This window comes from Streptomyces albidoflavus, from assembly GCF_000719955.1.
GTDB lineage: Bacteria > Actinomycetota > Actinomycetes > Streptomycetales > Streptomycetaceae > Streptomyces > Streptomyces albidoflavus.
The window spans coordinates 70947-89753 of sequence record NZ_JOII01000024.1; the positions used below are offsets into that span (position 1 = coordinate 70947).

At 70.0% G+C, this 18807-nt stretch carries 15 protein-coding genes and 1 pseudogene; 5 read left to right on the forward strand and 11 right to left on the reverse strand.

Annotated features, from left to right (window positions below; all coding sequences use genetic code 11):
- Nucleotides 1-78: 78 nt before the first annotated feature.
- Together IF45_RS0122380 and mltG are read left to right on the forward strand one after the other, a co-directional pair.
- Nucleotides 79-1932, forward strand: a complete 1854-nt coding sequence (locus tag IF45_RS0122380; protein ID WP_030309151.1) for an ABC transporter ATP-binding protein — start codon at nt 79-81, stop codon at nt 1930-1932.
- 10 nt (nt 1933-1942) lie between these two features.
- The gene (gene mltG / locus IF45_RS0122385) at nt 1943-2782 is read left to right on the forward strand and encodes an endolytic transglycosylase MltG (protein WP_030309153.1); all 840 of its coding nucleotides are present in this window, start codon (nt 1943-1945) and stop codon (nt 2780-2782) included.
- A 27-nt stretch (nt 2783-2809) separates the two neighbouring features.
- Here the strand turns inward: mltG and IF45_RS0122390 are convergent, their stop codons facing one another.
- The 6 genes from IF45_RS0122390 to IF45_RS34445 form a co-directional block, all read right to left on the reverse strand.
- A complete protein-coding gene (locus IF45_RS0122390) occupies nt 2810-3919 on the reverse strand; it encodes an NAD(P)-binding domain-containing protein (RefSeq protein WP_030309155.1) in 1110 nt (369 codons plus the stop codon).
- Between the two features lie 63 nt (nt 3920-3982).
- Nucleotides 3983-5149: an LLM class flavin-dependent oxidoreductase gene (locus IF45_RS0122395; protein WP_030309157.1), complete on the reverse strand. Its 1167-nt coding sequence runs from the start codon at nt 5147-5149 to the stop codon at nt 3983-3985.
- Nucleotides 5149-6195, reverse strand: a complete 1047-nt coding sequence (locus IF45_RS0122400) for an ABC transporter substrate-binding protein (protein WP_030309159.1) — start codon at nt 6193-6195, stop codon at nt 5149-5151. The genes IF45_RS0122395 and IF45_RS0122400 overlap by 1 nt, the downstream gene beginning before the upstream one ends.
- Before the next feature lie 61 nt (nt 6196-6256).
- Nucleotides 6257-7072, reverse strand: a complete 816-nt coding sequence (locus IF45_RS0122405; protein WP_010640472.1) for an ABC transporter ATP-binding protein — start codon at nt 7070-7072, stop codon at nt 6257-6259.
- Nucleotides 7045-7926, reverse strand: a complete 882-nt coding sequence (locus tag IF45_RS0122410) for an ABC transporter permease (RefSeq protein ID WP_008409067.1) — start codon at nt 7924-7926, stop codon at nt 7045-7047. The genes IF45_RS0122405 and IF45_RS0122410 overlap by 28 nt, the downstream gene beginning before the upstream one ends.
- A gap of 212 nt (nt 7927-8138) precedes the next feature.
- Nucleotides 8139-8222 (reverse strand): putative leader peptide, encoded by an 84-nt coding sequence (locus tag IF45_RS34445; protein WP_350495123.1) that lies wholly within the window; start codon nt 8220-8222, stop codon nt 8139-8141.
- Nucleotides 8223-8393: 171 nt separating this feature from the next.
- On the opposite strand from IF45_RS34445, the gene IF45_RS0122415 reads away from it, so the two are divergent.
- Entirely contained in the window at nt 8394-8804 is a 411-nt protein-coding gene (locus IF45_RS0122415) for a secondary thiamine-phosphate synthase enzyme YjbQ (protein ID WP_030309162.1), read from the forward strand.
- 228 nt (nt 8805-9032) lie between these two features.
- Here the strand turns inward: IF45_RS0122415 and IF45_RS0122420 are convergent, their stop codons facing one another.
- The 4 genes from IF45_RS0122420 to IF45_RS31525 form a co-directional block, all read right to left on the reverse strand.
- The gene (locus IF45_RS0122420; protein WP_129805289.1) at nt 9033-12575 is read right to left on the reverse strand and encodes a hypothetical protein; all 3543 of its coding nucleotides are present in this window, start codon (nt 12573-12575) and stop codon (nt 9033-9035) included.
- Nucleotides 12576-13385: 810 nt separating this feature from the next.
- Entirely contained in the window at nt 13386-14321 is a 936-nt protein-coding gene (locus IF45_RS33150) for a hypothetical protein (RefSeq protein ID WP_129805288.1), read from the reverse strand.
- Nucleotides 14322-14580: 259 nt separating this feature from the next.
- On the reverse strand, nt 14581-14982 hold the full coding sequence (locus tag IF45_RS0122440; RefSeq protein ID WP_030309171.1) for a hypothetical protein: 402 nt from the start codon (nt 14980-14982) through the stop codon (nt 14581-14583).
- A 7-nt stretch (nt 14983-14989) separates the two neighbouring features.
- Entirely contained in the window at nt 14990-16153 is a 1164-nt protein-coding gene (locus IF45_RS31525) for a hypothetical protein (protein ID WP_242534234.1), read from the reverse strand.
- Nucleotides 16154-16298: 145 nt separating this feature from the next.
- On the opposite strand from IF45_RS31525, the gene IF45_RS0122450 reads away from it, so the two are divergent.
- Complete coding sequence (locus IF45_RS0122450) at nt 16299-16490, forward strand: hypothetical protein (RefSeq protein WP_030309172.1); 192 nt, start codon at nt 16299-16301, stop codon at nt 16488-16490.
- A 1167-nt stretch (nt 16491-17657) separates the two neighbouring features.
- Here IF45_RS0122450 and IF45_RS0122455 read toward each other — a convergent pair.
- Nucleotides 17658-18341 (reverse strand): hypothetical protein, encoded by a 684-nt coding sequence (locus IF45_RS0122455; RefSeq protein ID WP_157846486.1) that lies wholly within the window; start codon nt 18339-18341, stop codon nt 17658-17660.
- Between the two features lie 31 nt (nt 18342-18372).
- On the opposite strand from IF45_RS0122455, the pseudogene IF45_RS0122460 reads away from it, so the two are divergent.
- A pseudogene (locus IF45_RS0122460) lies at nt 18373-18758 on the forward strand (transposase); the annotation flags it as partial.
- Nucleotides 18759-18807 lie beyond the last annotated feature (49 nt).

Below are 18807 nucleotides of genomic sequence, written 5' to 3' on the forward strand. Positions count from 1 at the left end.
CTATGGTCTGCGTTGCCCCGCGAGGTACGCGCCCGCGCGCCCCGCCGGCCTTTCTCCCCCTGCCCCTCGAAGGAGCCCATGCGTCCCGAACCGTCCCCCACCTGGACCCCACCGCCCAAGAACGCCGACGAACCGGAGCAGCCGCGCCAGGTCCGCCGGATCGTCCGCCTCTTCCGCCCGTACCGGGGCCGGCTGGCGCTGGTCGGCCTGCTCGTGGCCGCCGCCTCGCTGGTCTCGGTCACCACGCCGTTCCTGCTGCGCGAGATCCTCGACACCGCCATCCCCGAGCAGCGCACCGGCCTGCTGAGCCTGCTCGCGCTCGGCATGATCGCCGCCGCCGTCATGACCAGCGTCTTCGGCGTGCTCCAGACGCTCATCTCCACCACCGTCGGCCAGCGCGTCATGCACGACCTGCGCACCGCCGTCTACGCCCGGCTCCAGAGCATGTCGCTGGCCTTCTTCACCCGCACCCGCACCGGTGAGATCCAGTCCCGCATCTCCAACGACATCGGCGGGATGCAGGCCACCGTCACCTCGACGGCCACCTCGCTGGTCTCCAACCTCACCAGCGTCATCGCCACCGTCGTCGCCATGCTCGCCCTGGACTGGCGGCTGACCGTCGTCTCGCTGCTGCTCCTCCCGGTCTTCGTCTGGATCAGCCGCCGGGTCGGCCGCGAGCGCAAGCGCATCGCCACCGACCGGCAGAAACAGATGGCCGCCATGGCCGCCACCGTCACCGAGTCCCTCTCCGTCAGCGGCATCCTGCTGGGCCGCACCATGGGCCGCGGCGACTCCCTCACCCGCACCTTCCGCGAGGAGTCCGACCGGCTGGTCGACCTGGAGGTCCGCTCCAGCATGGCCGGCCGCTGGCGGATGTCGGTCATCAGTGTTGTGATGGCCGCGATGCCCGCCCTCATCTACTGGGCGGCGGGTCTCTCCCAGCACGTCCAGGGCCCCGAGATATCGCTGGGCACCCTGGTCGCCTTCGTCTCCCTCCAGCAGGGCCTCTTCCGCCCCACGGTCAGCCTGCTCACCACCGGCGTGCAGGTGCAGACCTCCCTCGCCCTCTTCCAGCGGATCTTCGAGTACCTCGACCTGGAGATCGACATCACCGAGCCCGACCAGCCGGTCCGCCTGGAGAAGATCCGCGGGGAGCTGCGCTTCGAGCACGTCGAGTTCGGATACGCCGGACAGGAGCGCCCCGTGCTCTCCGGCATCGACCTCACCGTTCCGGCCGGCACCTCCCTGGCGGTCGTCGGCGAGACCGGCTCCGGCAAGAGCACCCTCAGCCACCTGGTCCCCCGCCTCTACGACGTCACCGGGGGCCGCGTCACCCTCGACGGAGTCGACGTACGCGACCTGGACTTCGCCACGCTCGCCCGCGCGGTGGGGGTCGTCTCCCAGGAGACCTACCTCTTCCACGCCTCGGTCGCCGACAACCTCCGCTTCGCCAAGCCCGAGGCCACCGACGCCGAACTGGTCGAGGCCGCCCGCGCCGCCCAGATCCACGACCACATCGCCGCCCTGCCCGAGGGGTACGACACGGTGGTCGGCGAGCGCGGGCACCGCTTCTCCGGCGGCGAGAAGCAGCGCCTGGCCATCGCCCGCACCATCCTGCGCGACCCGCCCGTCCTCGTCCTGGACGAGGCGACCAGCGCCCTGGACACCCGCACCGAACAGGCCGTGCAGGAGGCGATCGACGCCCTCTCCGCCGACCGCACCACCCTCACCATCGCCCACCGCCTCTCCACCGTCCGCGACGCCGACCAGATCGTCGTCCTCGACCACGGCCGCATCGCCGAACGCGGCACCCACAGGAGCCTCCTCGCCCAGGACGGCCTGTACACGGCACTCGTCCGCAAGGACGCCCGCCCCACCGCCGCCACCCCCGTCCCCGGCGACATGCCCGAATTGAGCACCTCGGCGGGATAGCGTGCGCCCCATGCCGCACGCCCCCCGCCGACGGAGCCCCCGCCTCACCGGACGGGGCCGGCTCGCCCTGCTCACCGCCGGCCTGCTCGCCGCCGTGGCCGTCGCGGCCGCCGTGGTCCTGCTCCGCCCCGACGACGGGGAGACCCCTCGCGACCTGGGCTCCCTGACGGTCCCCGAGGGCCGCCGCGCCACCCAGGTCTACACCCTGGCCGACGAGGCCCTCGGCCTCGCAGCGGGCACCACCCGGCAGGCGGCGAAGGACACCCGCCTCGCCCTCCCCGCCGCGGCCGACGGCAACCCCGAGGGATACCTCTTCCCCGCCACGTATCCCCTCGACGACTCCACCACCCCCGCCACCCTGCTGGCCTTCATGGCCGACACCGCCGACGAGCGGTTCCGCCAGGCCGGTCTCGACGCCGGCGCGCGGCGGCTCGGCCTCTCCGCCTACCAGGCCGTCACCCTGGCCAGCATCGTCCAGGCCGAGGCCGACACCCCCGCCGACATGGGCAAGGTCGCCCGCGTCATCCACAACCGCCTCGACCAGGACCGCGCCCTGGAGATGGACTCCACCCTCAACTACGCGCTCGGCCGCACCAGCCTCGACACCACGCACGAGGACACCCGCACCGACAGCCCGTACAACACCTACGCGCGCCCGGGCCTGCCGCCCACCCCCATCGGCAACCCGGGCGAACAGGCGCTGCGCGCCGCTCTCGACCCGCCCGCCGGGGACTGGCTGTACTTCGTGACGGTGCGCCCGGGCGACACCCGCTTCAGCGAGGACTACGCCGAACACCGTGCCAACGTCGAGGAGTTCAACCGCGAGCGTGCCGCGGAGGGCGAGGGCTGACCGCCAGGGGCGGGCCGCCGCCCCGGCTCAGACCGCGACCGGCTCCCGCGCCAGCAGCGCGCGGATCTCCCGGACCGCCGCCCGGCCCGCCCGGTTGGCGCCGATGGTGCTGGCCGAGGGGCCGTAGCCGACCAGGTGGACACGGGGATCACGGACCACCCGCGTCCCCTCGACCTGGATGCCGCCGCCTGGCTCGCGCAGTCTCAGCGGCGCCAGATGGTCCACCGCCGCCCGGAAGCCCGTCGCCCACAGCACCACGTCGGCCTCGAAGACCGTCCCGTCCGCCCATACGGCGCCCTCGGGGGTGAGCCGCTCGAACATCGGGCGCCGGGACAGCGTCCCGTCCGCCATGCCCCTGCGGATCGCCTCGTTCATCGGCAGCCCCGTCACCGAGACGACGCTGCGCGGCGGCAGCCCCTGCCGGACCCGCTCGTCGACCCGCGCCACCGCCTGCCGGCCCTGGTCCTCGTCGAAGGGGCCGTCGTGGAATTCCGGCGGCCTGCGGGTCGCCCAGGCGGTGGCCGCGGCGACCGGGGCGATCTCCAGCAGATGCTGCACCGCCGAGGTGCCACCGCCCACCACCAGCACCCGCTGCCCGGCGAACGCGTCCGGCCCCGGATACCCGGCCGTGTGCAGCTGCCGCCCCCGGAACTCCTCCTGCCCGGGGTAGCGCGGCCAGAACGGCCGGTCCCAGGTACCCGTCGCACTGATCAGCGCCCGGGGCGCCCACACCCCGTCCGAGGTCTCCACCAGCAGCCGGCCACCCTCGCCCTCCCGCACGGCCCGCACGTCCACCGGACGGCGGACCCGCAGCCCGAACCTCTCCTCGTACGCGCGGAAGTACGCGCCGATCACCTCGGAGGAGGGGCGCGTCTCGTCCGCGCCCGTCAGCTCCATGCCGGGCAGGGCGTGCATGCCGTGGACCCGCCCGTAGGTCAGGGTCGGCCAGCGGAACTGCCAGGCCCCGCCCGGGCGCGGCGCGTGGTCGAGCACCACGAAGCCTCCCGGCCCGTCGGCAGGCTCCATCCCGGACCTGCGCAGGTGGTACGCGGCCGACAGGCCCGCCTGCCCGGCGCCGGCCACGAGCACGTCGACGGGGCGGGGGGCTTCGGTGCGCGGTGTCCCGTTCTGCTTCACGTCCGTGCCAACGGACGGGGGCGCCGGGTTCTTCCCGACGCCCCCACCCGTACCACCGGCCGGTCAGCGGCCGCCCGCCACCAGCAGCGGAGCCCCGCCCGCTCCGCCCTTCCCGGGCCGCTCGAACAGCCCCCGCGCGGCCAGCTCCGGCATCACGCCCTCCCCGAACCAGTAGGCCTCCTCCAGGTGCGGGTAGCCGGAGAGGACGAAGTGGTCGACGCCGAGCGCGTGGTACTCCTCGATCCGGTCGGCCACCTCGGCATGGCTGCCGACCAGCGCCGTGCCCGCGCCGCCGCGCACCAGACCGACCCCGGCCCACAGGTTCGGGGAGATCTCCAGCTGGTCACGGGAGCCGCCGTGCAGCGCCAGCATCCGCTGCTGACCCACCGACTCACTGCGCCCCAGCGCCTCCTGCGCCGCCGCCACCGTGTCGGCGTCCAGCTCGTCGAGGAGGGCGCGCGCCGTCCGCCACGCCTCGGCGGAGGAGTCGCGCGAGATCGAGTGCAGCCGGATGCCGAACCGCACCGTCCGCCCCTCCCGCTCGGCCAGCCCGCGAATCCAGTCGATCTTCTCCTTCACCTGGGCCGGCGGTTCGCCCCAGGTCAGGTACACGTCCGCGTGCCGCGCCGCGACCGGCCCCGCGGCGGGCGAGGAACCGCCGAAGAAGACCTCGGGCAGCGGGTCCGGCGGCAGCGCGGTGAGACCGCCTTCCACCTGGTAGTGCCGCCCGTCGAAGTCGTACGGCTTGCCCGTCCAGGCGCCCCGGACCACGGAGAGGAACTCGTCCGTCCGCCCGTACCGCTCGTCATGGCCGAGGTGGTCGCCGAACCGCCGCTGCTCGGTGCCGTCGCCGCCGGTCACCACGTTGAGCAGCAGCCTCCCGCGCGTCACCCGCTGGTAGGTCGCGGCCATCTGCGCGGCCAGCACCGGCGAGATCACCCCGGGCCGGAAGGCGACCAGGAACTTCAGCCGCTCGGTGTGCTGGGCGAGCGCCGCCGTGGTCAGCCAGGCGTCCTCGCACCAGGTGCCCGTGGGCGTCAGCACCGCCTCGAAGCCGAGGTGCTCGGCCGCCTTGGCGATCTGCGCCAGATAGTCGATGTCCGGCGGCCGTACCCCGCTCACCGGCGTGACCCGGGAGCGCGTGACCCCGCCGTCGGTGTACGCGTGGCGGTCGACGAGCGTACGGCCGTCGCCGCCGGTCGGCAGGAACCAGTGCAGGCGGACCGTCATCAGGACCCCTCCTCGTAGCTGCGGCCTTCGGTGGTGGAGGGCGGCAGGCCCTTGTTGAACCGGGTGTCGACGTAGTCGGCGAAGTCGAAGCGGCGCGGCACGAGCTTCAGCTCGGCGAAGGTGTCGGCGATCTCCTGCTCGGAGGCGACCGCCTCCTTGTCCACGGCCACACTGATCCGCGTCCCGTACGTCCGCTTCACCGCCGCCAGCGCCACCTCGTACGGCAGCCCGGTGTCCTTCGCCCAGACCTCGGCCCACTCCTCCGGGTGCTCGTACACCCAGTTCTCCGCGCGCCGCAGCCGCTTCAGGTAGTCCCCGATGGCCGCCGACTTGCCCTTGTCGGCGAGCGCGCCCGGCGCCGCCACCTGGAAGTTCAGCCCGTTGACGACCCCGCGCCCGTCCGTCAGCACCCTCCCCTGCTTCGCGGTGAGCACCTGCGAGGTGTACGGGTCCCACACCGCCCACGCGTCGACCTTGCCGCCGGTGAACGCGGCCAGCGCGTCGGCCGGCTGGAGGTACGTCACCTTGACGTCGCTCAGCTCCAGACCGGCCTTCCGCAGCGAGGCCACCAGCTGGTAGTGGGCCGACGAGCCCTGCGCCACCGCCACCGAACGGCCCTTCAGGTCCTCGGTGCGCTTCAGCTTCGAGTCCTCGGGGACGAGGATCGTCTCGCCCGAGGTGTCGCCGTGGGTGGCCGCGACCACCGTCACCTTCGAGTCGGCCCCGGCCGCGAAGACGGGCGGGGTGTTGCCGACCGAACCGATGTCGACGGCCTTGGCGTTGACCGCCTCCAGCAGCGGCGGCCCGGAGGTGAAGGTCGACCACTTGATGCGGTAGTCGAGATCGTCCAGCTCCCCGGCGGCCCGCAGCACCGCCTCCGCGCCGCCCTTCTGGTCACCGACGTTGAGGACGACCGGCCCCTCCCCGTCGGTGCCGCTCCCGGAGCCTTGGGAGGAGGCGGCGGGGGAGGCGCCGGAGCAGCCGGAGGCCAGGAGCGAGAGCGGGATCAGCAGGAGCAGGGCGAGGGGGAGTGGCCGGCGTTTCATGGGGTTCCGTTCGTGGGTTCGTACGGTTCGGGGATAGGGAGGGAGAGAGCGAGCGGGGCGGTCAGGCGGCGGCCGAGGTGTCCACGCCCAGCCGCTCCAGCAGCCCGGCGCGGAGTGCGGCGAAGCGCGGATCGGTCAGGCTGCGCGGGCGCTCCAGCGCGACGTCGACCTCGTGCGCGATGACACCGCCGTCCATCACCAGGACCCGGTCGGCCAGCAGGACCGCCTCCTCGACGTCGTGGGTGACCAGCAGCACCGCGCAGCCGTGGCGCTGCCAGACCTCGCCGACCAGGTGCTGCGCCTTGATCCGGGTGAGCGCGTCCAGCGCCCCGAACGGCTCGTCGAGCAGCAGCAGATCGGGCTCACGGACCAGCGCCCGGGCCAGGGAGGCCCGCTGCGCCTCACCACCGGAGAGCGTCTTCGGCCAGGCACCCGCCCGTTCGCCCAACCCCACCTCCTCCAGCGCGCGTTCGGCCCTGGCGCGGTCGGCGGACGACCCGTCGAGGCCCAGCAGCACGTTCCGCCACACCCGCTTCCACGGCATCAGCCGGGGCGCCTGGAAGGCCACCGCCTTGCGGCGCGGGACGAGGGCGGTACCGCTGATCTCCCGGTCGAGCCCCGCCAGGATGCGCAGCAGCGTCGACTTGCCGCACCCGCTGCGGCCCAGCAGGGCGACGAACTCGCCCGGCGCGATCTCCAGATCGAGGTCGTCCAGGACCCGCCGGCCGTCGAAGACCCGGCTCAGGCCCTGCACGCGTACGGCGGCCGGGCGTTCCTGGTCGGCCTTGGCGGCCGTGTCGACGGGGGTGTCCGTGGTGGGGTCGCCGGCGGGCTCGGGCCCGCTCGGGGTCACCGTCCGGTGAAGGTCGGTCGCCATTGCAGCAGCAGCCTTTCGAGAGTGCGGACGGCGAAGTCGGCGAGCAGGCCGAGGAAGGCGTAGACGATGAGGCAGACCACGATGACGTCGGTCCGCAGGAAGTCCCGGGCCTGCACCATCAGGTAGCCGATGCCCGCGTCCGCGTTGACCTGCTCGGCGAAGACCAGCGCGAGCCAGGCGATACCGAGCGAGTACCGCAGGCCGGTCATCGCCCCGGGGAGCGCCCCGGGCAGGACGACGTGGCGCACCAGACCCCACCGGGAGAGCCCCAGCGACTCGCCCGCCTCGATGAGCTGCGCGTCCACCCCGCGGATTCCGGCGTAGACGTTCAGGTACAGCGGGAACATGACACCCATCGTGATGATGGCGACCTTCGGCGCCTCACCGATGCCGAACCAGATGATGAACAGCGGGATCAGCCCGACGAACGGCACCGTCCGCAACATCTGCACGCTGGCGTCGACCAGGTCCTCGCCGACCCGGAAGAGCCCCGACACCAGGGCCAGCCCGACCCCCACCACCAGCCCGAGCAACAGCCCCACCGCGACCCGCTGGAGGGAGACGGCCATCGCCGAGGGCAGCGACCCGTCCGCGACGAGGTCGACGGCGACCCGGGCGATGGTGCCCGGAGCGGCGAGGATGCCGGCCGGCAGCGCGCCCGTACCGCTGAGCACCTGCCAGAGCGCCAGCAGCAGCAGCGGCCCGGAGGTCCGCCGCACCCAGCGCGGCACCCGGCTACGCCGCCCGGCCACGGCCGCCAGCGGCACCAGCTCCGGGTCCTTGCGCGGCGGGGCCGGTGAGCGCGGCAATGAGGAAACAGGGGATATGTCGGGCGGCGCGTGATCGATGCTCATGAGGGCTCCACGGCGGGGGAGGGCGAGGGGCGGCGAGAGACGGGGGTGTGGCCGGCGGGCCGTAAACCCCGACCGCCGACGCGCAACCGCCGGAGCAGTTCCGTGCGGGTACGGCGGCAGATCAGGGGGGCGCGGATACGCGGAAGGGGCGGCGCTCCGCTCAGCGGATCACGCCACGGACGCGTGCGCGGAAAAGGTGGGGAGGAAGGGCGTCAGCAGCCGCGTCGACACGCGGCGGAAGCCACCCGCAGCAGGTCGATGTGACCGCGCGTGGTGAGCAGAACTGATCGCAACATGCCGCCGAACGTAGCGAGATGCTCCACAGACGGTCAATGGCGTCTCGATGGGTGGACGTGGCGTATCAGATGCGGAGCCACACCGGCGCCGAACCCCACTCCGGGAGGTCACACTCCGGCTCCCGGGCGGGTCACCCCCGGCGTCCCCTCCCCATGCCGGAGGATGGAGGCATGCCTGACGCCTTCGACACCCGAGTCCTGCACCTCACCACCGGCTCCCGCGAGACCGTCCGCGACCTCACCGCCGACTGCGCGAGCTTCCTCGACGAGGTGGCGGCCGGCCGCGACGGCCTCCTCAACCTCTTCGTCCCCCACGCCACCGCCGGCATCGCCGTCCTGGAGACCGGCGCGGGCAGCGACGACGACCTCCTCACCATCCTCCAGACCCTCCTCCCCGCCGACCACCCCTGGCACCACCGCCACGGCACCCCGGGCCACGGCCGCGACCACGTCCTCCCGGCCCTCGTCCCACCACATGCCACGCTCCCGGTCGTCAACGGGAGGCTGGAACTGGGGACTTGGCAGTCGGTGTGCCTGGTGGAGTCGAGGGTCAGCAACATAGACAACTCTGGGGCATGCTGACGAGGGCCTCTTCGGGGCACCTGGTGGACATGGCTGCAATTGCTGGCCATGCGTGCAGTTCTCGTCTGCACTCAGGAACGCCTTCAGCCGCAGCGGAGCCCGCCCCGGCTACCAGCGATGCAAGATGAACCCGAGAGACACCCGTGAACAACGGATGCGTGAGTACCAAACGGTCAGCCATACCTCTCCCCGATATAGCATGCCCACCCGCTATTACGCACCAACTCGTTACCAGCCACGGACGCGTGTGTCGCGTTCTCTCTCCTCTGCCTCGCGCAGCAACGCCTGCTGTTGTGAGCAGCCGGCTGCGGCTACCGTCCGCAGCGCCGGGGCACGATCGGCCAGATCGGTGAAGTAGTCGATGAGCTCCAGGTGTATGCGTGAGCGGTCACCTGACCAGGAACTGTACGAGGCCGCGGCGGCTGCGATCTGCTGTGCGGACACTCCCCGCTCCAGTAGCAGAGGACCGATTTCTTCCAGGGCTGTGTTGCGCTGCTCCTCCAGGCAGGTGACTAGCCGGCCGGGATCGACGGCGTGCTCGTCGAGCAGCTCTTTGGCCAGCTCGGCGTCCGAATTGATCAGAGGGACCAGAGCGCTGGGGCCGATACGGGGCATACCAATGCACTGGAGAGCCAGCCGCAGCCTGTGCGGGCGGGGCAGGAGAGCCAGGAGATCCTCGCTGTCATGGGGGAGAGGCGAGGAATACCAGCCTTGGGCAGACATGTCCTGCAGCCGACGGTCGAACCATCTTTCGAAGGTGTCGGCATCGTGCTCGGCCACGTACGCAAGCACGTAGCCCGCCCTCCACCTGTTGTGCGAGGTAAGACGGTCGATGAGCATGCCCTCAAGAGCACTGCGCCAAGCTGCCCGCCAGGTCTCAGGAAGAGCGGGCCCATGCGCGGTGCCCACGGCGAAACTGACCGCCGCGCTTGCGGCGACGGCCGGATCGTCATGAACAAGCAGCCGGTGCATGACGTCGTCCGCTTCGCGGCAGAACAGCCTATCCAGCCAGGGAACGTCCTCGGCCCGCAGCGAAGCGATCACCGTCTCTCCAGCTCGGTCCACCACGCTTCGCGCAAGGACCGCGCTGATGGCGGCGGGCCGACTGCGCGTGTCCTCAAGGGCGGCCTGCAGCATGGACGGCGGTATCGCGTCCGGAGCCAGCGTGAGCCACTGTGTCAGGGCGACGCCCTGCAGCATGCGGCACTCCAATGCGGATGCTGCCCGGTACCAGGCTTCCGGATCGGTCATCAGCTCGCCCGTGCGGATAGCGGTCAGACGTCCGGTATCCTCGCCCACCAGGCTTGCCTGCTCGGCCAGTTTATGAAAACGGGCCACTCCCGCGTCAGGGCCCAGGGCTACCAGTTTCCCCGCCAGTGCCATCGTTCGGGAGTGGACCTGCTCGGTGGCGGTCTCGACGTCAGAGATGAAGTCGGCGTTTCCCCATTCACAGAAGGACTGCAGATCGGGATCGACATCGAAGACGGGCAGCTCGTACCCGGCTTCACGGGCACGGTCGTGGATGTTGGCGAGCCCGCGATGTGCACGCAACGCTGTACCTGCGCTGCGCTGCAGCAGCGGGTATAGCGTGTCTAGGATGCGACGGCCGCCCTCGACACCGTACTGCGTCTGCTCCGCTGAGACGGCCTCCTGAGAGGAGACGCCCAGCCCAAGACGGACCCACCCCAGCGCCATCTCCAGCAGCGCGATCAGCGCGCGCGGTGGGCAGGGCGCCCTGTTCTCAAAGCCCTCATCACTGGTGAGAAGCGGGACCACCTGTTCCCACAGGCCGATCAGCCCGGCGAGATTATCCGCCGCATCGATTCCGCGAGCGAAGGTGTACGTGTCGTGCGTCCCCGGCTCGGACCAGTTCCCCGACACCTCGACACTGAAGATGCCCGCCAGAGCCTCGCCAGCCACACACCACTGCTCATCGCTGCTGCAGTGGTCGCGAATCCAGGCGAGTACGGTCCGCAAAAGACGTGTGCGGATTTCCAGCGACGTGCCGAAGTCAGGATCGATGACACCGGCCAAGTCGCTGAGCACGCGCAGCGGATGTAGTGGTGTGGAGTGACGGCGGCGGTTGTCACCCACGGCCATGGCCAGCAGCCCCGCGATCGCTTCGGGCAGCAGGAACTGACGCGCGCTCTGCACCAGTTGGTTGACCGCAGCATCGCCGAGGAAGCCTGCCTCCACCCCGACTGCCCTTTCCGGCTCGTGAAGAGCAGCCAGGACGGACAGGGCGGCGTTCGTTGCGAACTCGGCTGCGGATACATCCAGATTCGCATACTTCGCGACTACGGCGAATGTGCCGGTGTCCCAGATGCTGGCTGCCGGCAGCGCTCTAACCCACCGCTCAGCCTCCTCTCGCGCCTGCCGAGAGGAGGGAGCCGCCGCCGCCGCCGCCATCACCGCAGCCGCCAAGTCCAGCCCATGATCAGGGAAAGCGGTCACCAGAGTTGTCCACGGCCGCCGAACCGGGGCAGTGAAGAACCAGCGGGCCACCAATGCCGGGCACAGGGCGGGCTGCAAGTGCCACACACCGGCGCGGCACTCCACCAGCCCGTTGTGTGCAAGATCCTCCGCCATGCCTGACAACTCGGCCGGAGCCACTCCGACCACAGACGCGAGGGCGTACAGCGTGTCAGGCGATGCTCCGCCCAGAGCGGCCACGCATGCCAGCGCGTCCAGCACCGTGCGCGAGGCAGTCGCCTCGCGCAAGTATCTTTCGACTTGCGCCACATGTGCCTTGCCACTGAAAACGTCTTGGCCCTCACCGCCAGCCAGCGACTCGCACAATGCCAGCGCCCAGCCCGGCCGACCGTCTGCCTGATTGAGCACCGCGGTCCGGGACCGGTACCCGGTGACACCTGCGGACTCCACCAGCTCGTTCATCTGATGCCGCTCCAGTAGGCCCACCTCGATGACCATGGCCCCGGGGAGCCACTCCTGCACCCTCTCAAGCCGGTCCGGCCAAGTCGTGGTCACCACGGAGAACGAAAGGCCCGTCTGACGGCGCGCATGCCGGAGGGCACTTACCGAATCAGCATGGGCATGGGCGTCGTCGACGACCACTGCGTGTGGTTTCGTCAGCAGAAGGTCGTCGTAGAGGTGGTCCAGAGCAGAGGGCTGAAGGTAGACCGCACGGGTGCCCAGCTGACCGGTCAACCGTGTTTTGCCCACCCCTGGAACACCGACGAGCACCACGTCCTGGCTGGCGTCGACCGCGCTGGCCAGGGCCTGTGTTTCGTCTGCCCTGCCCACCAGCGACGAGGGAGACGCGACCAGCGGTGGAGTCAGCGGCTCATCGAGCAGTGCTCCGAGCCGGCCCTCAATGTCCAGCAGACTCCTGCGCCAGGCTGCATCCTGCACCAGCTCGGGAACGAACCATTCCTGGCCGTAGATGTGGGGAGGGGGCAGGTCTCGGTCCGAGCACAGCTTGTCGAGAGTCCTGCGGGTACGGCCGTTGACCGGCTTAGAACAGGCCACCACCACAAGATCGACGCGCAGTCCCTCCACCTGCATCCGACGCAGGCCGTTGCGCACGTTGGCAACAGGATCGCCCGTCGTGACCATGAGACGTCCCCGCGCGTCCAGGGTGTCTCCGTCGAAGGGGAAGTAGATATCTGCGTCACGGCCGAAGTCGTGGCCCTCCTCGACCGCCGACAGCCCCGGGTACCGAGACTTCAGCAGGGCACAGGCGCACTGCTCAAACTTTCCCGGATGCACAGCTTCACCAAGCGCCTGCCGGACACGTGCTGGAAGATTCACAAATCCATATTCTAGGCATAGTGGACTCTCCGGGGCGCCCACAGCCAGGCTGACTCCAGAAGTAGCACTCAGACTCGTTTGAGCGTCAGTGCTGACGGGCGTGGCTCCTTCATCTCGCCTACGAGGGACAGAAGTTGGACGCCGCTTTTCCTTTGGGCCAGAAGGGGCCGCAGGGCCTCTCCGTCGAGCCTGAGGAGTACGAGCGCGTCGAGCAGGCTGCCCGCCGACGAGCGGCGAGTGCAGCTAACCACCGCTGGCGCAGGGACCACATCTTCGTTGCTGTCACGGAGTTCGCCGCGAGCGGCTCATCCCCGCTCGAGCAGGGGTGAGCCGCTCGCAGGCGGCGGTGCCTTCGGGGGGAGCGCGTGGTCCCTGCGAGAGCGGAGCGGCCGTGCACGCCGGCGAGGTCGTCACGGACGTGCGAACCTCTGAGGGCGACGGGGCTTGCCTGCGGACCGGCCCCGCGCCGCCAGATTGGGAATGGCGTTTCATGATCCACTCCCTGATGCTGTTCGGGGAACGAGACAAGCCCGGCTTCTTGAGAGGTGAACCGGGTCTGACCGACTGTTTCATTAGTCGGCGCGGCGGCATCTGCGTCCACGTGCTGTTCGTTTCGAACGACGAGGCGCCCTACGAGGCACAGTTCAGGGTCTTAGGCTCACAGTTGTCTTAAGGGAGTTTCGCGGAGTCGAGGGCTAGCAACGTAGACAACTGCGGATCGTGCCTATAGCCGCGGAAAGCGGGTCCTCCTCACAGTCCGACCTCGGCCCATGAGGGGGCCGAAATGCCGCTGTGCTGTTATGTCGTTGGTCAGGGGCAGCCGGGGAACCGGGGTACAGGCAGCGGGTTCGGGAGCGGGTGGCGCGTCCAGCCGGTGTCGTGGTCCCAGTGCAGGACGTGGGTCTGGTCCAGCAGGCAGCCGACCCAGAGGCCGGTGATGCCAGCCGGTACGTTCGGAGACCGCGAGGGCGGCAGGCCCGGAGCGGCGAGGCGGTGCCATGCGGAGGAACGCATCCAGGTGAGCCAGAAGAACACCTCGCGGCGCGGTCGGTCTGAAGCCGCGTTGAGCTTCAGGGCCAGGTCCTCGTGCAGCCCGAACTCGACTTCCAGCAAGTCCACCAGTTCCGTTCCGCCGTCGGCGTCAGCGATGGGCGGCGGGTTCGCCGGGAGCGCGATCCGCCAGCTCAGGGATCGTGCGAGGGTGATCCGTTCGCTCACGTCTCGGCGGGCCAGTTCGGCGAGTTCAGCATCGGTGTGGCGACCGGGGAAAAGGGCTCGCGTCGTCTCGGCCGACTTCCGTTCGTCCTCGGTCCGGCGCTTCTCCAGTGAAGCGAGGAAGTCCGGGTCGAACGACCACAGCACCGGGCCCATCCGGAGTGGTTCCGGGAGGGGAGAGGGCGGTGGGGGCTTTCCCTGGCGGCGGTTCTTCACGGCCTTCCCGGCCCAGTGGTCTGGGTTGAAAGCCGGCATCTGGTCGTACCCCGTGAGCAGGCCTGCGCTGATGTAGCCGGTACTCGTCTCGCTGGGCACTGAACAACCGAAGGCCACCCCAGCACCGCTCAGCACGCCGTACGGGCACGACTCCTCATGGAATGGCCGCTCGATACAGGCTGTGCCGGGGCCGAAGCGGTTCACGCCACGCCGTTCCAGCTCAGCCAGGGCCGGGCTGATGACGGTCAGGGCATCCTTGAAACGAGGGTGCCCCTTGCGGCCCCCGTAGGTTGCCTTCGCCGTGCTCTCGAACACTACGTGCCAGCCTAGATTTAGCTCGGGCACCGCATGCTCCTTGAGGTACGGCTCCCAAGAGCGCCGGTTCTGCTCAGCCGCGCTGCTGGTCACCTGTGTGACCTCAACCGCCCGATCACCGCCGCACATGAAGTCGAAGCGCCCGTTGGGGTCCGCGCACACCTCATGGAAATCACCGCACCGGGGGCAGTGGTCATACGGTTCGACGGTCTCACCCGTGCAGTACCGCAGGACGCCTGCCGCCCTCAGCTCCACCGGATCACTTGCTCGGGGCATGAGCCTCCTCCGTCCCCGCAGGCGCGTCCCAAGGGAGTGCCAGCTCTTCCAGCGGCAGACGAGACAAGGTTTTGAACAAGTCGTCCCGGCGGTACCCGAGCCCCGCGGCAAGCAGAATCCGCACGTGCTGATCCAGTGCCTCGATCATGGTCGAGGGCAGGCCGACGGCCTCCGGGATGACCCACGCATCCCGCAGGAGCAGCGCCAGATCGGTATCGCCAACCGGCAGATGGACATGCAGCTCCCAAGAGGGGACGGTCCGCAGAGGGCCCCGCACCGCCCGGCTCCGCCGCGCGAGCAAGCGCCGACCGGCCACTTGGAGAGCACGCAGCACCGCCATTTCGGCCGTGGCCGCCGCCACGGTCTCACGAGGGCTCTGGATCATGATTCTCCTACTGGATCTCGGAGGCATGCCGCGGCTGGAGGAACGGGATCAGCGGGGCCGGCAGCACGGCGGGGGATCCGAGCAGCTCCCACTGGGAGTCCGGCACCTTGCCGTCGAGGTCGCGCAACGACCGCCGCATCATCAACAGGATCAGAGAGTCCGACGCCCGGTCTGTGGGGGACCAGTGGCGGTCTCCCACCTGGGCCATCAGCACCAGCCCCGACACGAAGGCCCTGCCCATCAGCCAGGCGAGGGCCGCGTCGCCCAGCTCGTCGGCCTCGAGCTCCGCCTCGACCCGTGCGCACAGGCCCAGCGCCCACTCGCGGGTCGTCCCGCTCACCTCCCAGGCGTCTCGCAGGTCCTCCAGGGCAGCCGTCTCCGTCAGACTCAGCAGGGCGCCGCGTACGTCACCGTCGGGAACGGTGCTCATCCCGCCGTCCGGAAGGAACACCTCCTGGGCGGCATCAGGGACGTCATCGACCGTGTACTCGGCCAGTGACGCCCCCGGGTTGCCCCACCCCGCCGGCTGCACGGCCCGCAGCACGTCACCGATCCCCTGCGGCGTGACGGCGGCACCTCCACGCAGCACCGTGGTCGCCGCGGCAGCCGTGACCTCCCCGCCGGACAGGCTCGGAGGTTCCGGGTTCGCGTCCAGGTCGGCCAGCTCGGGAGGGGGCCATACCACCCCCCGGTCACGCATGTACCGGGCGATGCCCTCATCGATCCGACGCACCCGCGCGGGAATGAGCCGCACCCGCTGTCCCGAGGCGACCACCTCGTCGGCGACGCGCTCCGCCCACTCCTCCTCGTTCTCTCCCTCTTCCGGACCTTCCTCGCTGAGCCCGGCGCCCAGGCCCCGAACCGCCTTGCTGAAGGCGTCCCGCACGGTCTCCTCCGGCACTGGGTGCCCTTCGCCGAACAGCGCCAGCGCCAGATGAGAGGGCCGAGCGCCCCTCCGCGCCAGCCGGGCGAGCGCCACGACCAGACCGAATGCCTCATCGCCCGGAACCGACGTGCTCCCGCGCCCGCGGCCCAGCGCCCGCTTCGTGTGTCCCGGCAACAGCCCCGCGCGCCGCCACGACGCAAGCTGCTTCGCTGACACCACGAAACCGTGCTGACGCGCGTGCTTGACGAGCTGCTGATCAGCCGAGCCCGGACCAGGAGAAGACATGCCGCGAACCTACCTACTTCCGTCGGAAGAGGCTGTGCCTTCGGGAATTAGAGACCCCCCACCTTTACCCGGGCCGGGCGCACCGGGCCTGGTGACCTGGGGGAACCGCCGCAGCGCACGGCCCGGCGACACATTAGGAGGAACCATGCTCACTGCACTGACCGCCCTGCTCCCGACCACCGGACCCTTGCTCTGGGGTCTGATCACCGTTCTGCACATCTGGATCACCGTGCACGTCGTCATCGTCGGAGTCGCCCTGCTGCACCCCCGCCGCTCCCGCCGGAGGGAAGCCCGCCAGATCCTCAACTGCCACCTCCTCATCCTCAGGCCTCTGTGACCCTGCTGGAGAAGTGACCGCGGGGTTGTGGCAAGGGCCGGCCCCGGCCCTTGCCATCCGGATAGGCTGATGTTGCCTTAACGGAGTTTGATGGATACCAATATCTCTAATCCCACCCGTCAAGTCCGGTTGAGCTTCCTGTGCTGATCGCACGGCTCCGGATGCGCTGGCGCCAATCCTCCGTACTATGCGCTTCCCAACGGAGAAGCTTTGCGCAGTACGGACCTGAACACGCGCGCATAGCCGTCCTCGGAGCCTGGGAGCGGATGGGATCCCCGCTTACTATCGCCGCATAGACGTTCCTTCGCTCCTGTCCCGTTTGACAGGGGAGAAGGCGATTGGGGGCGGGACCAGGCCCAGATCACGGGTTCTTGCCGAATGGCTGGTCCTGGGAGTGAGATCGCCATGGTAGATACACATGGGCGCCGCGGGGCGGCTCGACTGTGAGTGAAATTGGGTGTGAGGGTTGGAGCTACGAGACACATAGTCCGATGACCGCTACGGCGACCGTCACAACTGATTGGCGGACTGCTGGAAGCCCGTCGCTACCGCTTACTGGCGGGCCGTTGCGGTCCACGCCGAGGCGCGCAACCGTTCTCGGCGATGATGTGCGAGTTCGTCCGGCAGACTGTGGCTGCCCTCGATTCGGAGGGGGCCTCGACGTGCCCCTGGACCACCTGGCACAGGCCGACGCGCTGATCGCCGTGGTGCCGGCCAACGACGCGTTCTTCGCACCCTGGTACTCGCGCGGCTCCGTGCACCATCGGCGGGTCCGGCTCCTGGCGGAAGCCGGGCGGGCCGCGGAGGTCCTGGCCGAGGCGGGGGCGTCCATCGCCTCGTGCGAGGAGGGCGGTCGGAACGGCGAGATCCGCGGGCCGAGGCGCTGCGGGTCGCGGCCATGGCCGAGGGCAACAGCCTCGGCCGCCGCGGCGACGCGGTGGCCCGCCTCACCGCGGGTGTGTCGAACGCTGCCGCGAGGCAGGCCCGGATGCGGCCGCCCACGTCCTCGAAGTTGTCCTCCAGGAGTACCGCTCACACACCTCCTGAATCGGCCCTCGGAAGCGACCCCGCTCGAACCCCGGTCCCCGCACAACCCAGCGCGGGGACCGGGGTGTTCCCGTCCCTTCACGGGCGAGGCATCATTCGATCTCGGACTTGAAGATCGAGCTAGAGGCGCAGACCCGGCACGCGTTCCTGTAGCGCGACAAGCCGCCCGGCGAACCGCGTAGCCGCTGCCTCGACGTCGTTCCGCCCCCGGTAGACCTCCCGGTGGGACACGTCGTCGCGGATGAGGTCCAGGAAGTCGGTGTACCGCTGGTAGCCCAGGGTCCTGTTGCACTTCAGGAGCCACCGCGCCCCGTCGCCGGCCAGGGCCACGAAGGCATGGGGAGTGTCCTTGGCCTGCGGGCCTCGCACTAGGCCGTGCAGCACGTCCACGGCTTTGCAGGCTTCCTCCAGCAGGGGCTTGTCGGTGGGGTTGGCGGCGGACCACTTAAGCCGGAGTCGCGCGCTGCACGTGAGGAGATAGCGGTCGTTCTGGCCACCTTCGCACCCCCGTCCCGCCTGGACGTAGCTGAGGGCGGTCGGGAAGTCGCTGTGATCTATCTCGAACTCGGCCCGCTGTAGCCAGTAGTGGCGATCGTCATGGAGCAGGTCGTGGGCAGCCTGATAGGTCCTGCGTGCGGCGGCAGGATCCCTGAAGAGGCCGCCCAGTACGTTGTGGTTCAGCAGGCGGATCATGGTGCGGCGATCAGGGTGCTCGTCGTCCTTGACGAAGCGTGCCTTTTCCGCGTAGGCGGACAGCAGCTTGAGCATCACGATTTCCAGGTCGGCGGGCCGGTTAGAAGCCATCTCATTTGGGTGACTCGGTATTCTGTGAGTCATGGTGGGGATCGTTGAGCGGTTGGTGCCGGACGAGTTGTGGGAGTTGTTCCAGCGGGTGGTGCCGGAGGCGCCGTCGCGGCCGCAGGGTGGTGGTCGGCGTCGGCACGGCGACCGGGAAGTGCTGGCGGCGATCGTCTTCGTGGCGACGTCGGGTTGTACCTGGCAGCAGCTGCCTTCGGCGTCGTTCGGCCCGTCCGGCGCGACAGCCCACCGGCGGTTCTCGGAGTGGTCGAAGGCCAGGGTGTGGGCCAAGCTCCACCGCCTGGTCCTCGACGAACTCGGGTCCCGCGGCGAGCTGGACTGGTCGCGGTGCGCGATCGACTCGGTGAACATGCGGGCCCTGAAAAGGGGGACCTGACAGGTCCGAATCCTGTCGACCGGGGCGCCTGCACCCTCATCTGCTACCGCAGACTCACCAAATGAGATGACTTCT

Excerpts from the sequence above, each read along its gene's own strand:
- IF45_RS0122395 (WP_030309157.1), bottom strand. The coding sequence starts at position 5,149 with ATGACGGTCCGCCTGCACTGGTTCCTGCCGACCGGCGGCGACGGCCGT.
- mltG (WP_030309153.1), top strand. The coding sequence starts at position 1,943 with ATGCCGCACGCCCCCCGCCGACGGAGCCCCCGCCTCACCGGACGGGGC.
- IF45_RS0122405 (WP_010640472.1), bottom strand. The coding sequence starts at position 7,072 with ATGGCGACCGACCTTCACCGGACGGTGACCCCGAGCGGGCCCGAGCCC.
- IF45_RS31525 (WP_242534234.1), bottom strand. The coding sequence starts at position 16,153 with ATGTCTTCTCCTGGTCCGGGCTCGGCTGATCAGCAGCTCGTCAAGCAC.
- IF45_RS0122440 (WP_030309171.1), bottom strand. The coding sequence starts at position 14,982 with ATGATCCAGAGCCCTCGTGAGACCGTGGCGGCGGCCACGGCCGAAATG.
- IF45_RS0122455 (WP_157846486.1), bottom strand. The coding sequence starts at position 18,341 with ATGGCTTCTAACCGGCCCGCCGACCTGGAAATCGTGATGCTCAAGCTG.
- IF45_RS0122415 (WP_030309162.1), top strand. The coding sequence starts at position 8,394 with ATGCCTGACGCCTTCGACACCCGAGTCCTGCACCTCACCACCGGCTCC.
- IF45_RS0122400 (WP_030309159.1), bottom strand. The coding sequence starts at position 6,195 with ATGAAACGCCGGCCACTCCCCCTCGCCCTGCTCCTGCTGATCCCGCTC.
- IF45_RS0122380 (WP_030309151.1), top strand. The coding sequence starts at position 79 with ATGCGTCCCGAACCGTCCCCCACCTGGACCCCACCGCCCAAGAACGCC.
- IF45_RS34445 (WP_350495123.1), bottom strand. The coding sequence starts at position 8,222 with ATGTTGCGATCAGTTCTGCTCACCACGCGCGGTCACATCGACCTGCTG.
- IF45_RS0122410 (WP_008409067.1), bottom strand. The coding sequence starts at position 7,926 with ATGAGCATCGATCACGCGCCGCCCGACATATCCCCTGTTTCCTCATTG.
- IF45_RS0122450 (WP_030309172.1), top strand. The coding sequence starts at position 16,299 with ATGCTCACTGCACTGACCGCCCTGCTCCCGACCACCGGACCCTTGCTC.